At 39.7% G+C, this 23,844-nt stretch carries 18 protein-coding genes; 7 read left to right on the top strand and 11 right to left on the bottom strand.

The window, feature by feature from the left end; genetic code table 11:
• Positions 1-90 precede the first annotated feature (90 nt).
• From AC6H22_RS02480 to dapD, 10 genes are all read right to left on the bottom strand, one after another.
• The gene (locus AC6H22_RS02480) at positions 91-867 is read right to left on the bottom strand and encodes an NADH-quinone oxidoreductase subunit B family protein (RefSeq protein ID WP_005626090.1); all 777 of its coding nucleotides are present in this window, start codon (positions 865-867) and stop codon (positions 91-93) included.
• Positions 864-1,439: a formate hydrogenlyase complex iron-sulfur subunit gene (locus tag AC6H22_RS02475; protein ID WP_005626087.1), complete on the bottom strand. Its 576-nt coding sequence runs from the start codon at positions 1,437-1,439 to the stop codon at positions 864-866. Before AC6H22_RS02475 ends, AC6H22_RS02480 begins: the two co-directional genes overlap by 4 nt.
• Before the next feature lie 10 nt (positions 1,440-1,449).
• Positions 1,450-3,180, bottom strand: coding sequence for a hydrogenase large subunit (locus AC6H22_RS02470; protein WP_005626084.1), 1,731 nt, complete (start codon positions 3,178-3,180; stop codon positions 1,450-1,452).
• Between the two features lie 19 nt (positions 3,181-3,199).
• Entirely contained in the window at positions 3,200-4,738 is a 1,539-nt protein-coding gene (locus tag AC6H22_RS02465) for a hydrogenase 4 subunit F (RefSeq protein ID WP_005626082.1), read from the bottom strand.
• A gap of 4 nt (positions 4,739-4,742) precedes the next feature.
• Positions 4,743-5,381, bottom strand: a complete 639-nt coding sequence (gene hyfE, locus AC6H22_RS02460) for a hydrogenase 4 membrane subunit (protein WP_118816814.1) — start codon at positions 5,379-5,381, stop codon at positions 4,743-4,745.
• 10 nt (positions 5,382-5,391) lie between these two features.
• A complete protein-coding gene (locus tag AC6H22_RS02455; protein WP_005626079.1) occupies positions 5,392-6,837 on the bottom strand; it encodes a hydrogenase 4 subunit D in 1,446 nt (481 codons plus the stop codon).
• 9 nt (positions 6,838-6,846) lie between these two features.
• Positions 6,847-7,809, bottom strand: a complete 963-nt coding sequence (locus tag AC6H22_RS02450; protein WP_005626077.1) for a respiratory chain complex I subunit 1 family protein — start codon at positions 7,807-7,809, stop codon at positions 6,847-6,849.
• Positions 7,810-7,818: 9 nt separating this feature from the next.
• Entirely contained in the window at positions 7,819-9,840 is a 2,022-nt protein-coding gene (gene hyfB / locus AC6H22_RS02445) for a hydrogenase 4 subunit B (RefSeq protein WP_005626075.1), read from the bottom strand.
• 42 nt (positions 9,841-9,882) lie between these two features.
• Positions 9,883-10,482 (bottom strand): 4Fe-4S dicluster domain-containing protein, encoded by a 600-nt coding sequence (locus tag AC6H22_RS02440; RefSeq protein ID WP_005626073.1) that lies wholly within the window; start codon positions 10,480-10,482, stop codon positions 9,883-9,885.
• A 1,417-nt stretch (positions 10,483-11,899) separates the two neighbouring features.
• Entirely contained in the window at positions 11,900-12,727 is an 828-nt protein-coding gene (gene dapD / locus AC6H22_RS02435; protein ID WP_005626071.1) for a 2,3,4,5-tetrahydropyridine-2,6-dicarboxylate N-succinyltransferase, read from the bottom strand.
• A 355-nt stretch (positions 12,728-13,082) separates the two neighbouring features.
• On the opposite strand from dapD, the gene purR reads away from it, so the two are divergent.
• Together purR and ppc are read left to right on the top strand one after the other, a co-directional pair.
• Positions 13,083-14,093 (top strand): HTH-type transcriptional repressor PurR, encoded by a 1,011-nt coding sequence (gene purR / locus AC6H22_RS02430; RefSeq protein ID WP_118816813.1) that lies wholly within the window; start codon positions 13,083-13,085, stop codon positions 14,091-14,093.
• Between the two features lie 183 nt (positions 14,094-14,276).
• Complete coding sequence (gene ppc, locus AC6H22_RS02425) at positions 14,277-16,916, top strand: phosphoenolpyruvate carboxylase (protein ID WP_497515271.1); 2,640 nt, start codon at positions 14,277-14,279, stop codon at positions 16,914-16,916.
• Between the two features lie 37 nt (positions 16,917-16,953).
• Here the strand turns inward: ppc and AC6H22_RS02420 are convergent, their stop codons facing one another.
• On the bottom strand, positions 16,954-18,366 hold the full coding sequence (locus AC6H22_RS02420) for a YcjX family GTP-binding protein (protein WP_497515269.1): 1,413 nt from the start codon (positions 18,364-18,366) through the stop codon (positions 16,954-16,956).
• 69 nt (positions 18,367-18,435) lie between these two features.
• Between AC6H22_RS02420 and AC6H22_RS02415 the strand changes: the two genes are divergently transcribed.
• From AC6H22_RS02415 to AC6H22_RS02395, 5 genes are read left to right on the top strand one after another with little or no spacing between them, the layout of a single operon-like run.
• Positions 18,436-20,130 carry an ABC transporter substrate-binding protein gene (locus AC6H22_RS02415; protein ID WP_497515268.1) on the top strand — a complete coding sequence of 565 codons (1,695 nt, stop codon included), beginning with the start codon at positions 18,436-18,438 and terminating at the stop codon, positions 20,128-20,130.
• Positions 20,130-21,095 (top strand): ABC transporter permease, encoded by a 966-nt coding sequence (locus AC6H22_RS02410; RefSeq protein ID WP_497515267.1) that lies wholly within the window; start codon positions 20,130-20,132, stop codon positions 21,093-21,095. The genes AC6H22_RS02415 and AC6H22_RS02410 overlap by 1 nt, the downstream gene beginning before the upstream one ends.
• The gene (locus tag AC6H22_RS02405; protein ID WP_005626057.1) at positions 21,085-21,972 is read left to right on the top strand and encodes an ABC transporter permease subunit; all 888 of its coding nucleotides are present in this window, start codon (positions 21,085-21,087) and stop codon (positions 21,970-21,972) included. The genes AC6H22_RS02410 and AC6H22_RS02405 overlap by 11 nt, the downstream gene beginning before the upstream one ends.
• 3 nt (positions 21,973-21,975) lie before the next feature.
• Positions 21,976-23,025, top strand: a complete 1,050-nt coding sequence (locus AC6H22_RS02400; protein ID WP_005626055.1) for a peptide ABC transporter ATP-binding protein — start codon at positions 21,976-21,978, stop codon at positions 23,023-23,025.
• Positions 23,025-23,834, top strand: a complete 810-nt coding sequence (locus AC6H22_RS02395; protein WP_005626053.1) for a peptide ABC transporter ATP-binding protein — start codon at positions 23,025-23,027, stop codon at positions 23,832-23,834. Before AC6H22_RS02400 ends, AC6H22_RS02395 begins: the two co-directional genes overlap by 1 nt.
• Positions 23,835-23,844: the final 10 nt, after the last annotated feature.

The raw sequence follows: 23,844 nt of genomic DNA, 5'->3' as shown, positions 1-23,844 counted from the left end.
TGCTCTTATTCCCCTCTTTAGCAAAGAGGGGTAAGGGGAGATTTGGCAGAAATCAAAACGGAGCTATTAGTTTATTTAGCAATCATTAGGCTATCCCGAAAACGGCATACTAATTGCATGTAATCGGTTTACGATTTCACTCAAACGAGGATCCGCTTCACGTTCCAAAAATTCGCCAAGGCGAACGCCAAACGGAACCTGATCTTTTTCAGACATCATACTCATAAATTGATTAGCAATGTCTCCACCTTGTCGATAACCCGCCAAACGACGCGCTTCACGTTCTAATTCCACGCGTAAATCTAATGGAATATTTGGGAAACGTAATTTAGCCTCTGCATTAGGATCGGCAATTTCTTGTTTACCTTTGAGTTTTTGATCAAGTAAACCAAGTGCCATTGCAAAACCATAAATAGTCGCGGCTGGAGTTGGAGGGCAACCAGGAATATACACATCAATTGGTACAATTTGATCGCTACCGCCCCACACGCAGTACAAGTCATGGAAAATACCGCCACCACAACCGCACGCTCCATAAGAAATACAGATTTTTGGATCGGGTGCAGCTTGATAAGCACGCATTGCAGGTGTACGCATTGCACGAGTTACCGCGCCGGTAAATAATAAAATATCCGCATGGCGAGGTGATGCAACAACCTTAATCCCAAAACGTTCAGCGTCAAAGGTTGGTGTAATGGTACTAAAAATTTCAATTTCACAACCATTACAACCGCCACAGTCAACACGATAAACATAAGCGGAACGTTGAATATTTTTCAACAAAGTTTGTTTCATTTTCGCAATGTTTTCATCCACACTAAATGGCGTTGAAATACCATTCACGGGCATTGGGATTTGTGTGTTCATCTTGCAATCTCCCTAACGTGATCAAATAACGCCAATTTCACGCGCATATTGGATTCCATATCGGCGGTTTTTTCCAAACTGTTTTGGCGTTTACAGGTTGGGCAAGTATTGAGCACCGCTAATTTATGTTTTACCAGTTCATCGTTATCCAACGTTTGTTTGAATAAATCCACGGCATAATTGAGTTCTTTATGAGAAACAAAAGGTTGACCACATTGATGACAAATCGTTGTAGTAAAGGTTGTTTCTTGATAAAGATCCTGTTTATTGCTGACTGATAATTCAAAATCTTGGCTTAAACGAATGGCTTTTGTCGGACAAACTTCTTCACAACGGCCACAGAAAATGCAGCGGCCTAAAAATAATGACCAAGTACGTTCGCCTGTTTCAGGATCAGTACGCATGGTAAGCGCATTAGCTGGACATGCCATTGTACAGGCTGCACAAACAATACATTGATCAGAGTTCAGTTCTGGTTTACCACGGAAATCAGGATCAACTTCATAGGGTTTAAACGGATATTTAGTGGTAACATCCCCCGCATTTAATACGGTTTTAAGTAATTTAAACATTGTGCGCCCCCTATTTTAATGGTGAATTTTTACGTTCAATGCCGTAGCGTTCGATTTCTTTATAAGAAACCGTTTGAGCTTTGCGTTTACGTACATCCACCACCGTCACACGGTCAGTACAAGAATAGCAAGGGTCAAGGCTACCAATGATAAGTGGCGCATCTGATACCGTATTGCCACGCAACATATAACGTAAAGTTGGCCAGTTTGCATAAGTCGCTGCACGACAACGCCAGCGATATAATTTTTGGTTATCGCCAAGCATTGACCAGTGAATATCTTCACCACGCGGCGCTTCCGTGATACCTAAAGCAAAACGTCCAGGGGTGTAATTGAAACCTTCAGTGATAATCGCACCAGTTGGCAAGTTATCTACCATATAATCAATGATATTCATGGATTCAAACACTTCATTTACCCGCACTTTCACACGAGAAATGACATCACAACCATCTTCAGTGAAAACATTGAATGGCACATCGCCATAACCTGAGAATGGATGAACTTTACGCACATCACGGGCAAAACCAGAGGCACGAATTAATGGCCCAACAGGACTGAAATCACGTGCTACTTGGCGTTCTAATTTACCTACGCCCACAGTACGTTGTTCCATATTTGGCGTATTGAGTAAAATGTCCACCAATGTTTTGATTTCTTCACGCATTTCTGCAATAAGCTTAATGCATTGTTCACGTTGATGTTTCAACATATCACGACGCACACCACCGATAAGGTTAATACCATAGGTTTTACGTGCACCAGTTAGTACTTCAGCCAAGGTCATGGATTTTTCACGCACACGGAAGAATTGCATAAAGCCTGTATCAAAACCGGTAAAGTGGCTAGATAAACCTAAGTTCAATAAATGACTGTGCAAGCGTTCAACTTCCAACAAAATTGCACGAATCCATTGTGCACGTTCAGGAATTTGAATACCTAACGCATTTTCGACTGAGTTAGCATAAGCAACGCTATGAGTAAAACCACAGATACCGCACACACGGTCAGCCAAGAAATTGACTTGATCGTAATCCATTCGGGTTTCTGCCAATTTTTCCATACCACGGTGTACATAGAATAAACGATAGTCCGCATCAATGATATCTTCCCCATCCACGAATAAACGGAAATGTCCTGGTTCATCCGAAGTGATATGTAACGGGCCAAGTGGAACAATACGTGCTTCGCCTTTTTCGTTAATAAACTCATAGGTTTCCGTTGCCGTAGTTGGATCTGGACGCAAACGGTAGTCCATTGAATCTTTACGTAATGGGTAAAGATCATCTGGCCAGTCATCTGGTAACACTAAACGACGTTGATCGGGAAGACCGACGGCTTTTAAACCGTACATATCGAATAATTCACGTTCGCCCCACACCGCCGCTTTGACTTTCGGTGTCACGGAAGGAAATTCGAGTGTGACTGGATCTACGAGTGCTTTAATCGTCACAAAAGTTTTGACGACACCTTCCATAGAAAGCACATAATACACTGCATAATGACCATGAATTGAGCGTTCATCGTTACCAAAAACTAATGGCAACCAGCCTTCATGTTGATAGTAAAGATATTCCACCACATCAGGTAACATATTAGTTTTCACTGTTAAAGTCACTTGATTCGGTGTAGACCACTCCTCATCTAAAATGGTATTCGGAAATTTTGCATTAACGGCTTCAATATAATTTTTGCCGAGCATTTTTACCGGATCGACCGATGTATTTTTAGTTAATTCCATTTTTTCCCCCAGTTGTCGATCATTTCGCTAAACTTTGCCAAGGTAAAACTAGCATATCGCCAAAGGACACATGTTCAGATCCAAGCACAATTCCTACCGCACTTTTTAGTAACTGCAAGATTGGCTCTGCAATATGGATACCCATTACAAACATTAACAACAATAGTATGGCCATTGCCGCCAAAGAGACTTTACTGACTTCGCCTGCTTCCACATTATCAGGTTGTTTGCCAAGCACTGTTTTTAATAGCATTAAGGCAAGTCCTGCAAGCACGATAGTGAGTAAAATTAAGCATAAAATAACTAACCAAGTTTTACCCGCTGTAATCCCTGCAACCACAACACTAAATTCACTCACAAATACGTTAAATGGAGGGATACTACCCAATGCCAACGCACCACCTGCGAAAAGCACCGCACTCACTGGTGCAACACGCCATAATCCACGCACTTGATTCATATCACGAGTTTTATATTTCAATAGAATATTACCCGATGCACAGAATAATAAGGTTTTCGCAAGACTGTGGTTGATGGTGTGAAGTAAACCTGCAAATACCCCAATTGGGCCACCAAGACCGAAAGCGAAACTGATTAAGCCCATATTTTCGATACTTGAGTAAGCAAGCAAACGTTTAATATCAAATTGCACGATGATAAATAACGCCGCCACAAGCACTGAAAGTAAACCAAAGATCAACATTAAAGTTTGTGGAAACTCTGCGCCAACCGCTTTTGAAACTAATGTGTAGTAACGCAACACCACAAGCATTGCACAGTTTAATAACACCGCTGATAAAATTGCACTCACTGGGCTTGGTGCTTCACTGTGTGCGTCTGATAACCAAGTATGCATTGGAAATAGACCGCACTTCGTGCCGAAACCAATCAATACGAAAGCGAATGCGATATACATCAACATTGGGTTTAAACCTGTGGCTTGTTGATTCACTGCTGACCAGAAAATCGCTTGGCTTGGATCAGCAAGCACGCCATTTGCATTAGCAAAGGTTAAAAGTGTTCCGTATAAACCGAAAGCGACGCCAACAGAACAGATGATGATGTATTTCCACGCAGCTTCAAGGGATGTTTTTTGTTTGTAAGTACCGACCAAAAACGCAGAGCTTAATGTTGTCGCTTCAATGGCAACCCACATTAAAATTAAGTTATTGGTGATAACTGACACAATCATCGTAAAGAAGAATAAGTGTAAGAAGCCGTGGTAATGTGCATAGGTTTTAAAATCAATATGCCATTCTTCCAATTCTGTGTTCATATAACCGATGGAATACACTCCAGCAAGTGAACCCACGACAGCAATTAAACCTAAGAAAATGGCAGAAAGACTATCAACATACACCCAGTTGTTAAATGCACTGATATTGCCTTTTTCCAACACGCCAGAAATGACCTGTACAGAAAAGAACAACATCAAAATTAACCCAGTAATATGGAATGCGGTACAAACTGTCCGATTTTTTGTTCCGCGTAGTGCAAAGCTTTCAAAAGCGATGACTAAAGGTGCGACTAATAACGCAATTATCCATTGTTCATACATAGCGTTACCCCTTCAAACTCATAAGTTGTTTAGCATCAACAGTGTTGAAAGTGCGGTAAATTTTATTCACCAACACCACCATAATGATGACCGCAAAAATCGCATCGGTGGTAATGCCGATTTCAACTAATTCTGGCGCATTGTTGGCAAGTAAAGCCAACGTTAAATGCGCACCGTTTTCCATTAAACAATAACCGAAAACTTGTTTCACAATATTGCGTTGGCTCACAATACACACTAAACCTAAAAGGAAGTGGCTAAGTGAGACTGACAACGCTGGTTTTAAATGTTCAACTAACGGTAAGTTCACTGGAATGACAACAAAGTAACATAAGCAAACGATGATAGATGTGATCGGGATCAACCAAGCGACATTCATTCCTGCAGGAGTTTGACTTTCATCAATTTTTCGTAAAGAAAAGATTAAAATTCCTGGCACTAATAATACTTTCGTGATGAATGCACTAATGGACCACATATAAAGTTCGTGAGCTTGCATTTCAAATGCCAAATAAACGAATAACACCACCAATACAAGAGACTGTAAGCCATAGCATAACGCGGATTTTTTTGCGGTTTTTGCCATAATGACACAAAGCGATGTAATGATGAGCAAACTCGCTAATACATTGATCATTAACATAATTCTCTCCTTAACCCGCAAGGCCTAACCAATAGGCAGCGATAAAGCTAGAACACACAGACATCACCATTAAAATCACTAAAACAAATGTCATAGAGAATGGCAATGGTTGTGCATTTTGCACGTTTTCAGATGGTTTACCGATAACACATTGACCAAATTTATAAAGCAACCAAACAAACGTTGCAGTAGATTCAATCAACGCAATCACCATTAACCAAGTTACCCATGAATATTCTTGTCCAAGATCGAAACCTGCGGCAAATAATGGGAATTTACTGAAGAAACCGTTAAACGGCGGCACACCAGCAATAGCCAATGCAGCAATACCAAATCCAGTACCAACCACAGGCATGGTGCGCATAATCCCTTGTAAACGAGGCATTGAACGTGTGCCTGTGGCATAACTCAATGAACCTGCAACTAAGAAGAATAAACTTTTCGCAAAGGCGTGGTTAAAGATATAAGCAATCGCTGCAACAAAAGCTAATTTAGAACCTAATGCTGCAAGAGAAAGCCCGATGAAAATGTAAGAAAGTTGAGTAATAGTTGAATACGCAAGTAAGCGTTTTAAATCCGCTTGTGGCAAGTACATTAAGAAACCATAAATCAATGTAATCATTGCCATCACAGTTCCCACCTCACCCACAATGTGCGGAATTTCACCAGCAGACATCACGGAACGAGCGAAAATATAGACGCCCACTTTTACCATTGATGCGGCGTGCAAATACGCACTGACAGGTGTTGGCGCTTCCATCGCATTTGGTAACCAAATTTGCATTGGAAGTTGCGCTGATTTACCCCATGCAGCAAACATCACGCCAAATAACACGATAGTTTTCGCTTCTGGCGCAAGATGTTCTAACGCCGTGATAGAGAATGTGCCAGATTGGCTAAATAAATAAGCCGCGGCAAGATATAAACCTAATGAACCTACGTGAGTGATAATCAACGCTTTCATCGCAGCCGCCATTGCTTTTTGGCTTTGATAATAGCTGATTAATGCCCAAGAACATCCCCCTGTGATTTCAAAGAAAAGCAACTGACCCGCTAAAGTTGATGAATACACCAAGCCCGCCATTGCACCGATGAAGATCAATAAGAAAGCATAAAAACGAGGTAATCCGTTATGCGGATGTTCACGGTTTTTATCGGTTAAATAACCACAAGAATATAAGCAAATTAAGAAACCTAACCCCACAACGGCAAAGGCAATTAAAGTGCTCACTGCATCTAAGGTCACGCCGAAGATTGCGGTATCACCAAATTTAACTAAATCATAGGTGACAGATTGTACGCCATTTGCATACCACTGCCCTGCCACAGCCAGTGTGCCAAGGGTAGCAAGTGCGGCAAAAATTGTGGCAATTTTTGGGAAAGATTGTTTGTTCAACCCCACAATAAACGCACCGACAAACGGCAAAATGATTGTAATTAGTGCTAAACGTTCCATATTTCCTCCTTACAATCCTGTGAAGTAAAACACAAACGCCAACACTGAAATGCCGAAACCGACCACAGTTAAACGTCCTGTTAGCATAAAACGGGTACGTGCCAATGTGTTTTCAAATACACATGCGGCGATAAATACCACGAGTAATTTCACAAAGAAAGAAACGATGCCTAAAATGACCGCACTTACCGTGAACTCTTGTGCTGCACCGAATGGGAAAAGCACACTCACAAAGATAGAGGCAACCACCATTGATTTTAAACTCAAACCGACTTTCAATAAGGCGAAAGAAGGGCCTGAATATTCAGTAAGTGGGCCTTCTTGAAGTTCTTGTTCTGCTTCAGCTAAGTCAAATGGGATTTTGCCCATTTCAATAAAGATCGCAAAAGCAGCGGCAACTAAGGCAATTACTGTTGCAACGGGATATTGCCAAGGTTGGCTAGAAAGTGCGGTGCTAATCACTGCAAAATTTGTAGAACCTGCAATTAAAGCAATCACAATGAATGCCAACATTAAGATTGGTTCAACAAGTACGCCTAATGTCACTTCACGGCTTGCACCTAAACTTGAGAAAGTACTGTTAGAATCCAAACCCGCAATTGAGAAGAAAAAGCGGAACAACGCGAACAAATAAATAACGGTGATTAAATCACTGCCTGCCCCAAACGGTGAGTGATGAGTAAACATGGGTAAACTCATCGCAACCACCATGACTGTGCTAATTAACACATAAGGCATAACACGAGATACCCAACCCGCATTATCTGGCCAAATATTTTGACGCGTCATTAATTTAGCAATGTCGCGATAATCTTGTAACAAGCCCGGACCACGACGAGATTGAATACGAGCCCGAATCATCCGTGAAATGCCTGAAAAGAGTGGTGCCAAAGCGAGAAGAATTAACGCTTGCACAATGGCTAAAAGGAACATTCCAGCGGAAGTGGAAATTTGTGAAGGTAATGAAATCATAATTTCCTCCTACATCAACGCAATGGAAAGTAATAACACAACCAAGGCAATCACGAAGTACACGCAATAAACGCGGAAGTCGCCTTGTTGTAGCCATTGAATTTTACGACCTAACCATGGGATAAAATGCGCAATCGGCATTGTTACTTTTTCTTCCCAGAATGGTTCTGTTTTGGTCGCACCTGAAATTAATGCATTGATACCTTTTGCACCAGCAGGCGCAGGATCAAGCACTTGACGCAAGGTATAAAGTGGTTTGAAGATAATACGAAGCGGACGAGTAAAACTACCCGCAGATGCTGCCATATCCATTTCGTAAGCATAACCACAAGCCCAAGGGTTGCCTTTTGCACGATCTGCCATACGATTGCCTTTGGTATAAGCGTAATACATAAACGGCAACACAAAAAATGCAATCAACATAATGCTCACCATTGGTGTAGAAAGCACCGTATTCGGTGTATTGCTTGCTACCACTACGCCATTTTCTGCTAAATTAAGCATTTCATTATGAGAAAGTGCGGTTGCAATATTGGCAATAATTGGAGTTACCACAGAAGCGCCAACGCCCAAAAGTACACAGAATAATGCCAAGATTGCCATTGCAATCACCATTGGTTTTGGCACTTCACGTGCATGTGCTGCTTTTTCGCTGCGTGGTGCACCACCAAAGCTAATACCATACACTTTCACGAAACAAAGTGCGGCAAGCGCACCTGTTAAGGCAAGCATAATGATTGCAACAGGACCAGCGATACGTAATACCACATCATTGTGTTGGCTTAGGCTGAATAAAGATTGATAAGTAAACCATTCACTCACAAAACCATTAAACGGAGGTAATGCAGAAATTGCCATGGTACCAATCAAGAAACAGAAAGCAGTAAATGGCATTAATTTGCCAAGTCCGCCCATTAAATCCATATCTTTTGAATGTAAACGGTACATCACAGAACCAGCACCCAAGAACAATAAGCCTTTGAATACCGCATGGTTAAGTAAGTGATATAAACCGCCAAGTAAACCGACAATAGCAAGTACAGGATTATGGATTGCCATACCAATCATACCGACACCTACACCCATCATAATAATGCCTATGTTTTCTACGGTGTGATACGCCAAAAGTTTTTTGATGTCATGTTCTGCTAAGGCATAAAGTACGCCAAGCACAGAAGAAACTGCGCCAAAAGCAAGCACAATCACACCAAACCACATATTGTGTGCGCCAAGTAGATCAATACCAACTTTGATAATCCCGAAGATACCGATTTTAACCATCACACCAGACATCATTGCAGAAGCATGAGAAGGCGCAGCTGGGTGAGCTTTTGGTAACCAGCTATGCAATGGAATCATCCCTGCTTTTGCACCGAAACCAAGAAATGCCAAAATAAATACCGTAAAGGCTAAAGGCATTGAAAGCTCGGTGTGGCGGAAGGCTTCAAATTCAAAGCTACCTGCGTAGCAATAGAAAATAAAGAAAGCGATCATAATCAACACAGAACCAGCGTGAGCAATGAAGAAATACAACAAGCCCGCATTGGTTGCGTTGTCATCTTGTTCGGTTAGTACTAAGAAGTAAGATGCCAAAGACATCATTTCAAAGAACACTAAAAAGTAGAAAGCGTTATCGCTGGTGACTAAGGCAACCATTGAGGCGATAAACAAATTCATAAAGAAGCCCATCGTGCCAGCGCCTTTACCAATGTATTCTTTCACATAGGAAAAGGAATAAAGTGCGGTGATAATAACCATTAAAGAAATGACACACACCATAAACGCAGCTAATCCGTCAATGCGGATTGAAAATTGGGCGAAGTCGAAAGGGGTTGAAAACACATCAACGACCGTATCGTTGCTGATAAGCACGGGAATGCAGGCAACAATGCCTAACAAGCCACCAAGTACACCGGTCACGCCGGATATATTGATTGAAAGTTGTTCATTTTTTCGCACAGCGAGAGAAATAAACGCACCAACGACATAAATCAACAAGGACGTGATGAGCAAACTGATTGAAGAACTCATAATTTCACTCCATTGATTAACGAGTAAACAAACAATAAACTTTTATCTTGGCACGACAGGAGAACCCACCATTGCCATTTCGCGTTTTTTGCGATTTGCTTGTTCGATACTCTCATCACTAATTAAGAATAAAGTTTTTGTTGGGCAAGTTTGAATACAAGCAGGGCCATCTTCACGGAAATAGCAAAGGTCGCATTTCACTGCGATAGCTTTTACACCTGGTTCCCATGCAAGCATATTATGAACATCAGTATTATTCGGTGCGGTGCGAATATCACGTTTTACCGCATCAGTGAAAGAGAAACTGTCGTAGTGGTTTGGTGCGTCTAATGGCGCGCTACCGTGTTGAGTAATCGCCCCGAATGGACAAGCAATGGCGCAAAGCTTACAGCCAATACACAAACCTTCGTTTAATTGAATAGTGTCATTTTCGTGCTTAATTGCATGCACAGGGCATACCGTAGCACAAGGTGAATCATCACAATGACGACATAAGATCGGCACAGTAATATCGTCGTTACGCATTACTTGTAACCGCGGAAAGGATTGTAATCCAAAAGCTTTGTGTACTTCGCTGCAAGCAGCCATACAGGTATTGCATCCAATGCAATCTTTCGGATCACCTATAACAAAACGGTTCATATTTTCCCCCAAAGTATGTATAGATAGAAACAGAAAGTAGGTGGAAGGCATTACACCAATACATCACAATAACCACTCTGGAAATAAGGATACTCCTTCAGAGTTACCCAGACTAGAGTAAAACGATTGTTTTATTGACTGAGATCATAAATTTTTTTGTTTTTATCGAAGGGAAAATTTGGTATTGAGATTGACTCTCAATTCAATTTGTTAAGATTGTAAGTAATTGAAACTATTAAACTAATTATTGAAAAACAATTGCTAATGCAATGTTAAAATCCTGTTGGCATTTTCTCATTTAGCACAAAAGTGCGGTAGATTTCTCGCAAGTTTTGGAGACTATTTTTAAGTGGATTTTCATCATAAAAATCCTCTTTTCTAAATGAGAATAAATAAAAAAGACATAAAAAACACCGCACTTTGCGGTGTTTTTTCATTATGTTTTCGCTACCAGCTGATTACCATTGGTAACCTACGCGAGCTGCAAGACCATTTTGCCCCTGATAGTTACCAGCTGCAATACCAACTAAGCTCTTACCTCGTGTATAAGCTTTCGGAATAGTTGCATCCTTTAAATGACCTACTGCATTCGTGATCGCATAACCATCATATATCTAATACATTTATCGTTAAAGGCACTGAAGATTTGCCTATCGGGGTGATTGTCAAGCCTGAGCCATTAATGACAGTCATATCTCCTATCGCATTGCTAAACGTAGCGCTAGCTAACCCCCAGCTAAATTGTTAGCTAATTTAAATCATAATGTTCCCTCATTTTTATAATTAACAACAATATTATTATCTGACAATTCTATTGCGGCCCCCTCTAGAAGGTTTAAACGACTCTCTTCCATACATCTTGACTCAATTTTTTAATACTGCATCAATCTTTTCTTAGCAAAATTATCACTTATAACTGTGGCCGCAACAGAATTGTCTCCCCCATATAGAAAAATTATCTCCAAAATTAGATTCTTTATCACACCATATAACTGTGATCCATTAATAACGTCTGTAAAAGAACTACAATAGCTACCGAATTATATCTCGTTGCAGTAGCACCACTCCTAATAACAATACTATTAACCTTATTAACACTTGAACTTGTATCAAGAGAAAAAGAAAGATCTCCTACTTGCACTTTTACTCCAGTAACTATATGCGGAAAATAAAAGGAAGTTAGAGTAAAAATTAGCTCAATTGTATCGATGCTAATATAAAATTTAAGTAAAAAAGCGGGTAATTTAGAGGAAGTTTTTAAGATTAAAGATTCTACACATTACAAATCAAATGAAACATGAATTGGTATAAATAAAATATTTAGCACAATAAAAAATCTGCCCTTAATCAGCTAGAATTTAAACTAACTTTTCAGGGCAGATGATTAAAGTGCGGTCTTTTTTATCAAGTTTTTTAATTATTCTTCGATAGAACGTAATAATTCGTTAATGCCTACTTTACCTAAAGTTTTTGCATCCACTTTTTTCACGATTACGGCGCAGTATAAGCTGTATTTTCCACATTTGGATGGAAGGCTACCAGATACCACCACAGAACCTGCTGGTACACGGCCGTAGTGAATTTCACCAGTCTCACGATCATAAATTTTGGTTGATTGACCGATGAATACGCCCATTGAAATAACACAGCCATCTTCCACAATAACGCCTTCTACCACTTCTGAACGAGCACCGATAAAGCAGTTATCACCGATAATGGTTGGGTTAGCTTGTAATGGTTCTAATACGCCGCCGATGCCTACACCACCAGATAAGTGAACGTTTTTACCGATTTGTGCGCATGAACCTACCGTTGCCCATGTATCGACCATGGTACCTTCACCAACGTAAGCACCAATATTTACATAAGATGGCATTAATACGCAGTTTTTAGAAATGTATGCACCTTTACGCACCGTTGCAGAAGGCACAACACGGAAACCTTCTTGAGCAAAACGTTCTTCAGTGTAATCCGCAAATTTTAATGCCACTTTGTCGTAATATTTTGTTTCTGCACCATCAATGATTTGGTTGTCATTAATACGGAATGAAAGTAAAACCGCTTTTTTTAACCATTGATGTGTTACCCATTCGCCATCAATTTTTTCTGCAACACGGTATTTACCAGAATCTAATCCTTCGATCACTTCTTCAATCGCTGCACGCGTTTCTGCATCAACGATTTTCGGTGTAATTTCTGCACGTTTCTCAAATGCAGCTTCAATAATTGCTTGTAAGTTTGACATTGTATTTCCTATGTTTTGTGTGAATAAGATGGAATCTGTTTTACCATATTTTCGCTTGCTGCGCAAAAACACCTAAAAAAATCACCGCACTTTGTATTAAAACAAACTGCGGTGATCCTAAAACATAATTGATTAAAAAATTGAAAGCGCTAAACCACAAACGACTGACATACTCAATACAACTGCAATCATTGCATAACCAAAATCACTCATGTTTTTCTCCTCACTAAAAATGGTGCCATATTGTAACAAGATTGTTTTAAGAAAATCACCTCTTTTACAAAAAAATTTCAATAAAAGTAACGAAATTTTTTACAAACCTTTATAATAGGCAAAAATTTTTGGGGATCGAAATATGGCAACAATTAAAGATGTCGCAAAAATGGCTGGCGTGTCCACCACAACCGTATCTCATGTTATTAATAAAACTCGCTTCGTTGCAAAAGATACGGAAGAAGCGGTGTTATTAGCAATTAAGCAGCTTAACTATTCACCCAGCGCTGTAGCGCGCAGTTTGAAAGTCAATACCACGAAATCCATTGGGATGATTGTGACGACCAGTGAAGCGCCGTATTTTGCCGAAATCATTCATTCTGTTGAAGAACATTGCTATCGACAAGGTTATTCTTTGTTCTTGTGTAATACACAAAATAAACCTGAAAAAGTCAAAAACCATTTGGAAATGTTGGCGAAAAAACGGGTAGATGGTTTGCTTGTAATGTGTTCTGAATATACGCAAGATTCATTGGATTTGCTTTCGTCATTTTCTAGTATTCCAATGGTTGTAATGGATTGGGGCCCAAATGCGAATACCGATGTAATTGATGATCATAGTTTTGATGGAGGTTATTTAGCAACCCAACACCTCATTGAGTGCGGCCATAAAAAAATCGGGATTATCTGCGGTGAACTCAATAAAACTACGGCAAAAACTCGTTATGAAGGCTTTTTAAAAGCAATGGCTGATGCGAATCTTGAAGTGCATAAACCTTGGATTTTCGAAGGGGCATTTGAGCCTGAAGACGGTTATGAATGTATGAATCGTTTACTGGCTCAAGAGGAATTACCAACTGCCCTATTCTGTTGTAACGATGTGATGGCACTTGGTGCAATTTCTGCACTGACAGAAAAAGGATTGCGCGTGCCCGATGATATGTCTGTTATCGGCTATGATGATATTCATGCTTCACGTTTCTATGCGCCTCCATTAACCACCATTCACCAATCGAAGCTACGATTAGGCAGACAGGCGGTGAATATTTTGTTAGAAAGAATCAGTCAAAAAGATCAAGGCGTTCAGCAATATAGCCGTATTGACATTGGCCCTGAGCTTATTATTCGAAAATCCGTTAAATCAATTTTATAAAACTTATTAAAAATAAACCGCACTTTTTAAATAATCTATAAAAAGTGCGGTTCTTTTTTATCTATTTTTTAGCTTTTCTTGATTATCTTCAAGGTTTCCTTGAATAGCATTTGCCCTATCTTCCGTTTTTAGCTATATCTATCGCCAACTTACGAATTTTATTTTTTACTTTTAGGAGTTCCTATGACACAAGAGTACCGCACTCTGCGCAATAACATTAGTATGTTAGGGCGTTTTCTCGGAGAAACTATCAACGATGCCCAAGGTGCCGATATTCTCGAATTAATCGAAAATATTCGTAAACTTTCTCGTAATTCTCGTGCGGGTGATGATAAAGCAAGACAAGAATTGCTCGACACGCTCGGTAGTATTTCTAATGAAAATATTATTCCTGTCGCACGTGCTTTCAGCCAATTTTTAAACCTCACGAACATTGCAGAACAATATCAAACAATTTCGCGTGAACATTCTCTAGCACAAAGTTCTTCTCAATCCTTAAGCGAACTTTTCAAACGCTTAAAAGAACAAAATGCCTCAGTGGAAGACGTGCATAAAACAGTCGAAAAATTATTAATTGAGCTTGTTCTTACCGCACATCCAACAGAAACAACACGTCGTTCACTCATTCATAAACACATTGAAATCAATAAATGTTTAAGCAAGCTAGAACATCATGATTTAACTGAAAAAGAACGCAATATTATTGAACGTCTATTACTTCGATTAATCGCTGAAGCATGGCATACCAACGAAATTCGTACTGTTCGCCCAACGCCATTTGATGAAGCAAAATGGGGCTTTGCGATGTTGGAAAACAGTTTGTGGCAAGCCGTGCCAGAATTTTTACGTCAACTAAACGAAACTGCCCGTGAATTTTTAGGTTACGATTTGCCAGTAGGATTAAAACCCGTACGCATTTCCTCTTGGATGGGCGGCGACCGCGATGGAAACCCATTTGTCACCGCACAAATCACCAAAAAAGTGCTTTATTTTGCCCGTTGGAAAGCGGCGGATTTATTCTTACAAGACATTAGCAAATTAGCCGATGAACTTTCAATGGTGAAATGTAGCGATGAATTTCGTGCTAAATACGGTGAGCATTTGGAACCCTATCGTTTCGTGGTGAAAAATTTACGCAATCATCTTACGGCAACATTAGCTTATTTTGATGATCTCCTATCAGATCGCACACCGCGCGTATCCGAAAGCGAGATTATTTTAGAAGATAATCAACTTTGGGAGCCGCTTTATGATTGTTATCAATCTTTAATCCAATGCGGTATGCGCATTATTGCCAATGGTTCATTGTTGAATATTTTGCACCGTATTAGTTGTTTTGGCGTGACACTTTCCCAAATGGATATTCGCCAAGAAAGCACACGTCACACCGATGCCATTGCTGAAATCACGCGCTATATTGGTTTAGGCGATTACTCTCAATGGACAGAAGACGATAAACAGGCTTTCTTAATTCGGGAATTAAGCTCACGCCGTCCATTGATTCCGCAAAACTGGACGCCATCGCCTGAAACCAAAGAAATTTTAGATACTTGCAAAGTGATTGCTCAACAAAAACAAGGTGTCATTGCGTGTTATGTTATTTCGATGGCGCGCAGTGCATCTGATGTTTTAGCCGTTCATTTACTCTTAAAAGAAGCGGGCGTGCCATACCATATTCCTGTCGTGCCATTATTTGAAACCTTGGACGATTTAGATGCAGCCGAAAAAGTCATGACTCAACTTTTCAATGTGGGTTGGTATCGTGGCGTTATCAATAATCGTCAAATGGTGATGATTGGCTATTCGGATTCGGCAAAAGATGCGGGAATGATGGCGGCCTCTTGGGCGCAATACCGTGCACAAGAAGCCTTAGTGAATTTAACGAAAAAACTTGGCATTGAACTCACTTTATTCCACGGACGTGGTGGCACCATTGGTCGTGGTGGTGCGCCAGCACATGCAGCATTACTTTCTCAACCGCCTCGTTCACTAAAAAATGGTTTACGTGTGACAGAACAAGGCGAAATGATTCGTTTCAAACTGGGTTTGCCCGCTGTGGCGGTAGAAACCTTTGATCTCTACGCTAGTGCTATTTTAGAAGCAAATCTTTTACCGCCACCAGAACCGAAACCAGAATGGCGCATGATAATGGACGAGCTTTCCACTATTTCTTGCGATATTTATCGTGGTGTGGTTCGTGGTGATAAAGATTTTGTTCCTTATTTCCGCAGTGCGACGCCAGAACAGGAACTCTCCAAACTGCCACTTGGTTCTCGCCCTGCAAAACGCAATCCAAATGGCGGCGTGGAAAGTTTACGCGCGATTCCTTGGATTTTTGCCTGGATGCAAAATCGCTTAATGCTACCCGCTTGGTTGGGCGCTGGAGCATCTATCCGTCAAATTATTGAACAAGGCAAAGGCGATATCATTCATGAAATGTGCGAAAACTGGCCGTTCTTTTCAACGCGAATCGGAATGTTGGAAATGGTATTTAGTAAATCGGATACTTGGCTTTCCCAACAATATGATCAACGATTAGTGAAAAAAGAACTTTGGTATTTAGGCGAAAATTTACGTAAGCAACTTGAAGATGATATTCAAACTGTGCTTTCACTTTCTCACCAAAGTGAACTGATGTCTGATTTACCTTGGATTGCAGATTCAATAGCATTGCGTAATATCTACACGGATCCACTCAATCTTCTGCAAGTAGAATTGCTTCACCGTTTCCGTGAAAATCCAGAGCAAGTCAATCCCGATGTGGAACAAGCATTGATGATTACCATTACAGGTATCGCGGCTGGGATGCGTAATACGGGCTAGAAGGATGAAAAAAGTGCGGAAAATTTTCCGCACTTTTTTATTCAAATCGATCACTTAATAAAAATTGTAAAACCGCATCCATTCTCAAATGAGGAATACTCTCCCCTTGTTCTAAAGGCTGAGGTTCAAAACTATCGAAATCAAAGTGCGGTTGTTTTTGCCAAAATTCTGTTCTTGGTAATTTACTTGGCACCGTTCCTGGATAAAGCGTAATCAGTTGTTTATCAATAGAACGAATCCCTTGAATTGCTTTAATTTCTTTTCCTTGCTGATTCACAATCACTTGCTTTGTGGTACGAACCGCAGCAATAGCGGTATATTCCGTATCGATTCCTTCAAATTCCACATGACGCCCCCCCTCTTGCACAATTTGACGCATTAAACTCACTAAATTTGGAATTTGATCCCGAGTAATATGATCCGCTTTCGTCGCAACAAACATTAATCGATCAATTCGCGGAGAAAACAAACGATGAAGAAAATTTCTGCTACCATAATGGAAATTATTAAATAACTGATTTAAGCCCATTTGCATATCTAAAAAGGCTTGCTGACTGTGATTTAAAGGCGTTAAACAATCCGCCAAAATAACTTGACGATCAAAAGTAGAAAAATAATTTTCGTAAAAACCTTTCACAATTTTATTGCGATAATAATTATAACGTGTTGTCAGCACGGCAAAATAACTATTCGATTTAGCTGTTTTTTTCAAGGTTTTCCACTGTTCTTCCGAAAGATGAATCAATGGGAAAAATTGCAATGCTGGCGCCCCCTCTAAATCACTGGGCAACACAAATCGCCCAGGCTGAATAAATTGCATGCCTTGCGACTTACATTGGTATAAATAATCTGTATAACTTTTCGCTATCTTGGCTAAAACATCTTCATTTGCGACCACACTTAAATCTAAACCCTGCAACATGGAAAACCAATTCTGTGCCAATTCTTCTCGAATGCCAGTTGTGACCTTGATTTGCTCTTGTGACCATTGTTGAAAATCTAGATTTAATAACGGCAAATCGAGCAGCCACTCTCCCGGATAATCAAAAATATCCAGATAAAGCGTACCACGTTCTTTCAAATGGCGTAGCAAGCCAGATTGACGTTGAAAACGAATTGCTAAACGTGTTTCACTCACACCCCGAGTAGATTGAAACCACTGAGGCGGATTTTGTGACAAATCATTTAAATTACTTTCATAATCAAAACGTGGCACACTGAGATCTTGTTGAGATACTCGTTTTACCGCCAAGATCGCACCATTTCTAGCTGCTTCAAATAATGGCAAATGCTGTGATGAATTTTGATTAATGGAGAGAAGTTGATTGATTAAACTTGTAATAAACGCCGTTTTTCCACTCCGACTTAACCCTGTTACCGCCAAGCGCAAAGTGCGGTCAAAACCACGATTAATGATTTGATTGATTTCGTTTTGAACCCTATTAAACATTCAATATCCTAGCCATTTTTACTAATATGCCTTACAATTTGGCACATAATTTATCACAATGCATTTGTTATGTTACGCAAAAATCTTACGTTTTTCTGTTTTCTATTTGGTATTGGCTTGAATTCCCAACTTCAAGCGGCTCCGCGCGTACCAGAACACCTAACAGAAAACGGACTAACTTATTGTACTAATGCCTCTGGATTTTCTTTTAATCCGCAAACTGCTGACGCTGGCACAAGTATGAATGTCGTAACAGAGCAAATTTATAACAAACTTTTTGAAATTAAAAACCATAGTGCGAACGTTACACCCGTGCTCGCACAATCCTATTCAATTTCACCAGATAACAAAGAAATTTTAATTAATTTACGCCGTGGGGTAAAATTTCATCATACTCCTTGGTTTACCCCAACTCGTGATTTTAATGCGGAAGATGTGGTGTTTTCAATCAATCGAGTGTTGGGTCATGATACTTACTTGCCAACCTTAGCAGAAACAGCAATTACCTATAAAAACCCACAATATAAAGTGTTTCACGAGCAAGCAAGAAAAGTTCGCTTTCCTTATTTTGATAGCATTAAGCTTAATGAAAAAATTAAATCAGTGACCGTACTTTCGCCTTACCAAGTGAAAATTGAATTATTTGAACCAGATTCATCGATCTTGTCGCATCTTGCCAGCCAATATGCCATTATTTTTTCACAAGAATATGCCTATCAATTAAGTGCTGACGATAATCTCACTCAATTAGATACTCACCCCGTGGGCACTGGGCCTTATCAAGTAAAGGATTATGTGTATAACCAATATGTTCGCTTAGTGCGTAATGAAAACTATTGGAAAAAAGAAGCAAAAATTGAAAATATTATCGTAGATTTATCTACCGATAGAAATGGGCGACTCGTCAAATTTTTCAATAATGAATGTCAAATAGCCTCTTATCCTGAAGTGAGCCAAATTGGCCTATTAAAGAGCGACGATAAGCACTACTATATGCAATCCACTGACGGAATGAATCTGGCATATCTTGCTTTCAATTTTGAAAAACCATTGATGCAAGATCGTACCATTCGAGAAGCTATCTCACAAAGTTTGAATCGCGCACGTATTATTCACAACATCTATCACAATACTGCGACAGTGGCGAATAATATTATTCCTGAAATATCTTGGGCTTCTAGCGTAAACACGCCAGAATTTGACTTTGATTACAGTCCAAAAATCGCGAAGAAAAAATTAGAAAATAAACATCTTTCGCTCAATTTATGGGTAATTAATGAAGAACAAATGTATAACCCAGCACCTTTTAAAATGGCGGAAATGATTAAATCCGATTTGGATCAAGTCGGCGTGAAAGTGAAAGTGCGGACAGTGACACGCACATTTTTGAGTGAGCAACTTCGTAATAAATCAGAAAATTACGATTTAATTTTAGCGGGATGGTTAGCTGGAAATCTTGATCCTGATGGATTTATGCGCCCTATTTTGAGCTGTAATACGCAAAATGAAATCACAAATTTATCTAACTGGTGTAACGAAGAATTTAATAATTTAATGGATCGCGCGATTGCTACCTCTAATTTATCTGAACGGGTGCGCGCTTATAATGACGCTCAAGAACTGATTCTACATGAATTGCCGATTATCCCTATCGCGAATGTAAAACGCATTTTGGTGGCAAATAGCCGAGTAAAAGGCGTGGAAATGACACCTTTTGGTAGTCTTAACTTTTCTGACTTACGCTTACACAAGGAGAAACCCTAATGTTGTGGTCTGTTATTCGCCATACCCTTTGGGTAATCTTGCTCTTGCTTGTGTTATCTTTGCTAAGTTTCGTGATTTTATTGCGAGATCCGCTTAATGCAGATCTCGTCACTCACAATATTTACACCAGTTATTTTAATTATTTAAGCACCTTATTACATGGCGATTTTGGGATTACTTATAACGGTGGAAAATCTCTGATAGATTTGATTCTAACGGTACTTCCACCCACATTAGAGCTCTGTTTTACCGCACTTTTATTAGCGTTCATTCTCGGCGTACCGCTTGGCATTATAAGTGCGGTAAATTCTCAGCATATTTTTGCCAAGAGTTTAAAAAGTTTATCTTATGTTGGTTTGTCGATCCCTATATTTTGGCTTGCGCCGATTTTACTTTATGTGGCGGCAGTAAATCATTGGGAAATTGCATCTATTGGGCAATACAATTTACTCTATGAAATAAAACCGATTACTGGTTTCCCAGTCATTGATGTTTGGTTTATAGATGTGCCTTATCGAACCAAAATTGTACAAAATGTTTTGCAACATTTAGCCTTACCGACACTTGTGCTTTGTATTTTGCCAACAATGGAAATTATCCGAATTATTCAACAACGAGCAGAATATGTTTTGAACCAAAATTTTGCCAAAGTTGCCACGACACGGGGTTGGTCAAAATGGAAAATTCTCCATCAATATGTATTCCGTAATACGTTTCCTCTGCTTGTTCCACAAGTACCGCGCGTGTTCACCCTAGTATTAACTCAATGTATGTTGGTAGAAACAGCTTTGGGTTGGCCTGGAATTGGTCGCTGGCTGATCGATGCCGTAATGCAACAAGATTACAATAGTATTTCTGCGGGTGTAGTTGTTATTGGCGTTTGCATTATTTTGATCGACACATTCATTAAAGCGCTTACTTTCGTGCTCGATCCATTTAAAAAGAAAGGTTGGTATGCAAGATAAAGAACCTGAAGAATTTCGAGAAAATACCTCAATATTCCAAATATGGCTACTATTTCGCAAAAATACCGTTGCGTTGTTCAGCTTTTATTTATTAACGTTGTTAATTCTAACCGCACTTTTCAGCGGTTGGATCGCACCTTATGCTCATAATATGCAGTTTGTTGGGCAAGAATTAATGCCGCCATCTTGGGTTGAAAAAGGGCAAATTGCCTTTTTCTTTGGTACTGATGATTTAGGCCGTGATGTACTAAGCCGGCTAATTATGGGCACAAGTTACACGATTGGATCATCGTTGCTAGTCGTACTTGCAGTTGCCTTAATTGGTGGAACGCTTGGCATTGTTGCGGGTATGTTGAAGGGCTTAAAAGCGCGTTTTGTCGGCCATATTTTCGATGCCTTTTTATCTCTCCCTATTTTGCTCATTGCCATCGTGATTTCCACTCTGATGGAACCGAGTTTATTGAATGCAATGTTCGCAACACTTTTAGCGATATTGCCGTATTTCATCCATGCAATTTATCGAGCCATTCAACAAGAATTGAAAAAAGATTACGTGCTCATGTTAAAACTCGAGGGCATTTCTAACTGGGAGTTATTAAAAAGTACGATTTTGCCAAATATCACCGTAGTCTATGTTCAAGAAATTGCACGCGCATTTGTTGTCGCCATATTGGATATTAGCGCCTTGAGTTTTATTTCTCTTGGCGCACAGCGACCAACCCCAGAATGGGGCGCAATGATTCGAGATTCTTTAGAACTCCTCTATCTTGCACCTTGGACAGTATTACTCCCTGGCTTTGCAATTATTTTTACCATTTTATTAAGCATTATTTTTAGCAATGGCTTAACTAAAGCTATCAACCAATATTACGAATAATTTATGGCACTACTAGACATCCGTAACCTAAATATCGAAATACAAACCTCAAACGGCCTCGTTAAGATTGTGGACGGCGTAAACTTATCGATTAATGAAGGGGAAATTTGTGGGCTTGTTGGCGAATCAGGTTCTGGTAAAAGTTTAATCGCTAAAGTAATTTGTAATGCCATCAAAGAAAACTGGATTATTACCGCAGATCGCTTTCGTTTTCATGATGTAGAGTTACTAAAACTCAGTCCTAATAAACGTCGAAAGTTAGTGGGTAAAGAAATATCCATGATTTTCCAAGATCCTCTTTCTTGTCTTGATCCAAGTCGGAAAATTGGTAAACAATTAATCCAAAATATCCCGAATTGGACATTTAAAGGAAAATGGTGGCAATGGTTTGGTTGGAAAAAACGCCGTGCCATTGAATTATTGCATCGTGTAGGGATAAAAGAACACAAAGATATCATGGCAAGCTATCCTAATGAATTAACGGAAGGTGAAGGACAAAAAGTCATGATTGCTATCGCAGTGGCAAATCAGCCTCGCTTGCTCATTGCCGATGAACCGACTAATGCATTAGAAGCTACAACAGCATTACAGGTATTTCGATTACTTTCGAGTATGAACCAAAACCAAGGTACAACCGTTTTATTGGCTAGCAATGACATCAGAAGTATTAGTGAATGGTGCGATCAGATTTCTGTACTCTATTGCGGGCAAAATACGGAATCAGGCACAACGCAAATGTTGCTTGAAAGTCCTCATCATCCTTACACACAAGCATTGATTAATGCCGTACCTGATTTTACGCAGCCTTTGGGATTTAAAACCAAACTAAGCACCTTAGAAGGTACCGTGCCAATTTTAGAACAAATGCCTATTGGTTGCCGTCTTGGTCCTCGTTGTCCTTTTGCACAGAAAAAATGTATTGAAAAACCAACTCGATTCAAAATAAAACAACATGAATTTTCTTGCCATTATCCAATTAATTTACGCGAGAAAACCTTCAAAGAAAAAGCAATGAGCGCACCATTAACCCTTGCAAGCAAAGGAAGTGAATAATGCCGTTATTACAAGTAGAAGATTTGACTAAAACTTTCAAAGGCCGCAAGCGTTTATTTGGTACGAGTGACTTTAATGCGGTAGAAAACGTAAGTTTTTCTCTTGAACGCCAACAAACTTTGGCGATTATCGGCAAAAATGGTTCTGGAAAATCAACGTTAGTAAAAATGATCGCGGGCATTACACAGCCCACTTCTGGCAGAATTTTATTTAACGATCATGAATTGCAATTTGAGGATTTTCAATACCGCGCGCAACATATTCGAATGGTGTTCCAAGATGCGAATTCAGCGTTTAATCCTCGCTTAAATATCGGTGAAGCATTAGATGCGCCGCTACGTTTAGCAACAGATTGGGATGAAGAACGTCGCAATCAAAAAATCTTTGAAACACTGTTACTTGTAGGACTTTACCCCGATTACACAAATCTAAAAATCAAAAATCTTTCTATCAGCCAAAAACAGCGTGTCGCTTTGGCTCGCGCGCTGATTTTAGAACCTGAAATAATTATTATAGATGATGCACTTGGTAATTTAGATGCCTCGGTACGCATTCAATTACTAAATTTAACCCTTGATCTGCAGCAACGTTTGGGCATCTCTTACATTTATGTAGGGCAAGACCTCGGCGTGATTAAACATATTGCAGACACAGTCATCGTGATGGATAAAGGGAGAATGATAAAGAGCGGTACGCCTAAAACGCTATTTACCGATCCACAAACAGATGTAACTGGCCGTTTAGTGGAAAGTTATTTTGGAAAAATTTTGGATGAAAGTGCCTGGGTAAAGGAAACTCATACGAACTAAGGAAAGAAAA

Source organism: Haemophilus sp. THUN1690, assembly GCF_059704375.1.
This window is presented reverse-complemented; position numbering and strand designations above follow the sequence as displayed.